The 4391-nt window shown below is 65.8% G+C and carries 3 protein-coding genes; all 3 read left to right on the top strand.

All coding sequences use genetic code 11. The annotated features are described in order from the left end of the window. Positions 1-1275, top strand: a 1275-nt coding sequence (locus tag VMR03_RS13030; protein ID WP_325405890.1) for an acyl-CoA dehydrogenase C-terminal domain-containing protein, incomplete at its 5' end; no start/stop codon positions are given. 222 nt (positions 1276-1497) lie between these two features. Then, complete coding sequence (locus VMR03_RS13025) at positions 1498-3396, top strand: monovalent cation:proton antiporter-2 (CPA2) family protein (protein ID WP_325405889.1); 1899 nt, start codon at positions 1498-1500, stop codon at positions 3394-3396. Positions 3397-3472: 76 nt separating this feature from the next. Continuing rightward, a complete protein-coding gene (locus tag VMR03_RS13020; RefSeq protein WP_325405887.1) occupies positions 3473-4240 on the top strand; it encodes an SDR family oxidoreductase in 768 nt (255 codons plus the stop codon). Positions 4241-4391: the final 151 nt, after the last annotated feature.

The following is a 4391-nucleotide window of genomic DNA, read 5'->3' as shown; positions in this document are numbered from 1 at the left end:
ACGAAGATCTTCATCTCCGGCGGCGATCAGGACATGACCGACAACATCATCCACATGGTGATCGCGAAGCTGCCCAACGAAGAGGGCAAATATGTCGACGATCTCTCGACCGTGAACTTCTTCATGGTGCCGAAGATGCTGGTCGATCCCGAGACCGGCGAGATCACCGGCCCGAACAGCATGTCGACCGGCGCCGTCGAGAAGAAGATGGGCATCAAGGGCAACGCCACCTGCGTGCTGAACTTCGACAATGCCGTCGCCTATCACCTGAAGGGCCGCGCGCCCGAGAAGAAGGCCGATGACGGCAAGGTCGTGAAGTCAAAATCGGCCGGCATGGCCGGCATGTTCGGCATGATGAACGGCGCGCGCATGGGCGTCGGCATTCAGGGCATCGCGGCGGGCGAAGTCGCCTATCAGAACGGCGTCGCCTATGCGACCGAGCGTCTGGCCGGCCGCGCGCTGACGGGCGCGAAGAACCCGGACGGCCCCGCCGATCCGATCATCGTCTTCCCCGACGTGCGCCGCCTCCTCATCGCGTCGCGCGCCTTCGTCGAGGGCGCCCGAGCGCTCGCGATGTATGTCTCGTTCCTCTTCTCGGTCGCGCGTTCGAGCGCCGACGAAACGGAACGCCAGGAAGCCGAGGATCTGAGCCAGCTCTTCACGCCGGTCATCAAGGCCTATTTCACCGACAAGGGCTTCGAGGCGGCCAACGCCTCGATGCAGGTGTTCGGCGGCCACGGCTATATCCGCGACAACGGCATGGAACAGTTCGTGCGCGATGCGCGCATCAACCAGGTCTATGAAGGCGCCAACGGCATTCAGGCGCTGGACCTCGTCGCCCGCAAGATGACCTCGAAGGGCGGCCGCGCCACGCTGACCTATTTCGGCAAGCTCGAAGCCTTCATCAAGGAAAACGAGGGCGACGCCGAGATGGCGCCCTTCATCGCGCCGCTGAAGGCGGGCTATGGCCGCCTCGGCGAAGCGGCGGGCTGGCTGATGCAGAACGCGCCCAAGAACTACGATCACGCGGGCGCCGCCTCCTACGACATCCTCAACATCTTCGGCACGGTGACGCTGGCCTGGATGTGGGCGCAGATGGCGAAGCTCTCGCTCGCCAAGCTCAAGGCCGGGACCGACAAGCCGGAGTTCTACAAGCGCAAGCTGACGCTCGCCAAATACTGGATGGAACGCGAAGTGCCGATGACCGCCGGCTGGCTCGAACGCGCCAAGGCCGGCGCCGACGGGCTGATGGAACTCGACGTCGCGAATTTCTGATCGAAATTTCAAATTGACGACGAAAGGGCGCCTTACGGGCGCCCTTTTTGTTTTGTCTCTGTCGTCCCGCAATCAAAGTGTCACCCCGGGCTTCGTCCCGGGGCCCAGGGGCGTCATATGCCGAGCAAGCGGCCCCTGGGTCCCGGCACAAGGCCGGGATGACACTTGAAAGAAGACGCTCGCCCCCTACCCCTCGGCCTCCCGACAGGCCAGAATGCGCCCATGCAGAACACCGCCCAGGCCGTCGCCCAGAACGTCGTCGAACATGCCTCGCAGGCCGTCGCGAGCCACGCGACGGAATACCCGCTGCTCTATCCGCTGATCTTCCTCGCCGCCGCCGTCATCGCCGTGCCGCTGTCGCGCCGGCTGAAGCTCGGGCCGGTGATCGGCTATCTGGCGGCGGGCGTCGTCATCGGGCCGCATGTGACGGGCCTTTTCGGCGACCCGGAATCGATCTTCGGCCTTGCCGAGCTCGGCGTCGTGCTGCTCCTCTTCATCATCGGGCTCGAACTGAAGCCCTCGCAGCTCTGGTCGATGCGCCGCGACATCTTCGGCTTCGGCCTCGCCCAGGTGCTCGCCTGCGGCGCGGCGCTGGCGGGCCTCGCGGGCCTCGCCGGATTTTCCTGGCATGCCGCGATCATCGCCGGCTTCGGCCTCGCGCTCTCCTCGACCGCCTTCGCGACGCCGCTGATGCAGGAGCGCGGCGAGCTGACATCTCCCTACGGTCAGCGCGCCTTCTCGATCCTGCTGCTGCAGGATGTGGCGGTGGTCCCGCTGCTGGCCCTCGTCGCGATCTTCGCGCCGGGCCTCGGCGAGACGCATGGCGGCGGGCTCGGGACGACGATCGCCATGCTCGTTTCGGTCGGCATCGTCGTCGTCGCCGCGCGCTATGTGATGAACCCGCTCTTCACGCTTCTCGCGCAGTCGAATGCGCATGAAATCATGACGGCCGCCGCCCTCCTCCTCGTGCTCGGCGCCGCCACCGTCATGGAACTCGCCGGCCTCTCGATGGCCATGGGCGCCTTCCTCGCCGGCGTGCTGCTGGCGGAATCGAGCTTCCGCCACGAACTCGAAGCCGACATCGAACCCTTTCGCGGCCTCCTTCTCGGCCTCTTCTTCATCACCGTCGGCATGACGCTCGACCTCGACGTGGTCTACCGCCATTGGGGCCTCGTCGCGATCGGCGTCGCCGCCGTGATCGGGGTGAAATTCACGGTCATCTACGCCCTCGCGCGGGCCACGGGCTCGCCCCATGGCGACGCGTTGAAAATCGGCGGCGTGCTCGCCCAGGGCGGCGAATTCGCCTTCGTGCTCTTCGGCGCCGCGATTTCCGCCCGCGTCATGAGTACCGAGACGGCGAACATCCTGACCTCCGTCGTCGGCCTCTCGCTGGTGGCGACGCCGCTCGTCTTCGCGCTCGCCACCCGCGCCGCCCGCCCCCGCGCCGAAGGCCCTTTGCCCGCCGCCGATTTTTCGCGCGCGAAAGGCAAGGTCATCATCATCGGCTTCGGCCGCTTCGGACAGGTCGTCGCGCAATTCCTGATGTCGCAAGGCATCGAGGTGACCGCCATCGACCACAATGTCGAGCAGATCCGCGCCGCCGCGCGTTTCGGCTTCGAGGTCTATTACGGCGACGGCACCCGCATCGACGTGCTGCGCGCGGCGGGCGCGGACGACGCCTCGATGATCGCGCTCTGCGTGGTGAAGCACGACGTCGCGCTCAGGATCGTCGACGTCATCCAGGCGCAGTTCCCGCTGGCGAAACTCTATGTCCGCTCGCGCGACCGGCGCCACACGCTGGACCTGCTGAAGCGCAACGTCGACTTCCAGATCCGCGAGACCTACGAGTCCGCCGTCGCCTTCGGCATCGCCGCGCTCGAGGGGCTGGGCTTTTCCCATGAGATCGCGAAAAGCGTCGAGGCCGACATGCGCCGCCGCGACGAGGAGCGGCTCGCCCTCCAGCTCGCCGAAGGCCTGATGGCCGGCGCCCATCTGATGCAGACTCGCGCCGTGCAACCCGAGCCCCTGATCGAGCCCAAACGGACCGCCCGCGCCCTCAATCCCGAAGCGGCGGAGGCGACCAAGGCCGAGGAACCCACCGCCGCGACGGGTGGCATCTAGCCGCCCCGCTTGCTACTCTCCGCGCCACCGAAACTCAGGTCTTGGTTGCAAGGCAAACGCGGGGAGAGAGAAACGCATGAAGAACCTCTTCAATATCGAGGGTAAGGTCGCGCTGGTGACGGGCGGCTCGCGCGGCATCGGCGAGATGATCGCGACGGGCTTCGTCGAGGCAGGCGCGAAAGTCTATATCTCGGCGCGCAAGGCGCAGGCCTGCAACGAGCTGGCGGAAGAGCTCTCGAAGAAGGGCACCTGCATCTCGCTGCCCTTCGACCTCGGCAATGTGGCCGGCATCGAAGGCCTCGCCGCCGAACTCGCCAAACGCGAGGAGAAGCTCGACATCCTGGTCAACAATGCCGGCGCCGCCTGGGGCGAGCCGATCGACCAGTATTCCGAAAGCGGCTGGGACAAGGTGATGAACATCAACCTGAAGGGCCCCTTCTTCGTCACGCAGAAGCTCCTGCCGCTGCTGCGCAAGGCCGCGACCTATGACGACCCGTCGCGCATCATCAACATCGCCTCGATCAACGGCATCGTGCCGCCGGAACTCGAGACCTATGCCTATTCCTCGTCCAAAGCCGGCTGCATCATGCTGACGCGGCATCTGGCAGGCCGCCTCGCGGGCGACAATATCCTCGTCAACGCCATCGCGCCCGGACCCTTCCCGAGCCAGATGATGAAGGCGACGCTCGACACTTTCGGCGAGGCGATCAAGGCCGGCAATCCCAGGAAGCGCATCGGCACACCGGAAGACATCGCCGGCGTCGCGATCTTCCTGTCGTCGCGCGCTTCCGCCTACACGACCGGCGCCGTCATCCCCTGCGACGGCGGCGCGGCCGAAGTCTGACCTCTCAAGCCATGTCGGTCTCCGGACGCGGAGATCGACATGCGCCTGACATCCGTTTCGGCTAGTCTCCGGAATCGGATTTTTCGGGGACAATCATCATGAAGATATCGACCATCCTGGCGGCGGCCTTCGTCTTGACGCTCACGCCGCT

This window comes from Parvibaculum sp. (genome assembly GCF_035511255.1).
In the GTDB taxonomy this organism is placed as follows: domain Bacteria; phylum Pseudomonadota; class Alphaproteobacteria; order Parvibaculales; family Parvibaculaceae; genus Parvibaculum.
The sequence above is the reverse complement of the archived record's forward strand: the minus strand, read 5'-3'. Positions and strand labels throughout refer to the sequence as shown.

Coding starts and splice junctions, on each gene's coding strand:
- VMR03_RS13020 (WP_325405887.1), top strand. CDS start 3,473: ATGAAGAACCTCTTCAATATCGAGGGTAAGGTCGCGCTGGTGACGGGC.
- VMR03_RS13025 (WP_325405889.1), top strand. CDS start 1,498: ATGCAGAACACCGCCCAGGCCGTCGCCCAGAACGTCGTCGAACATGCC.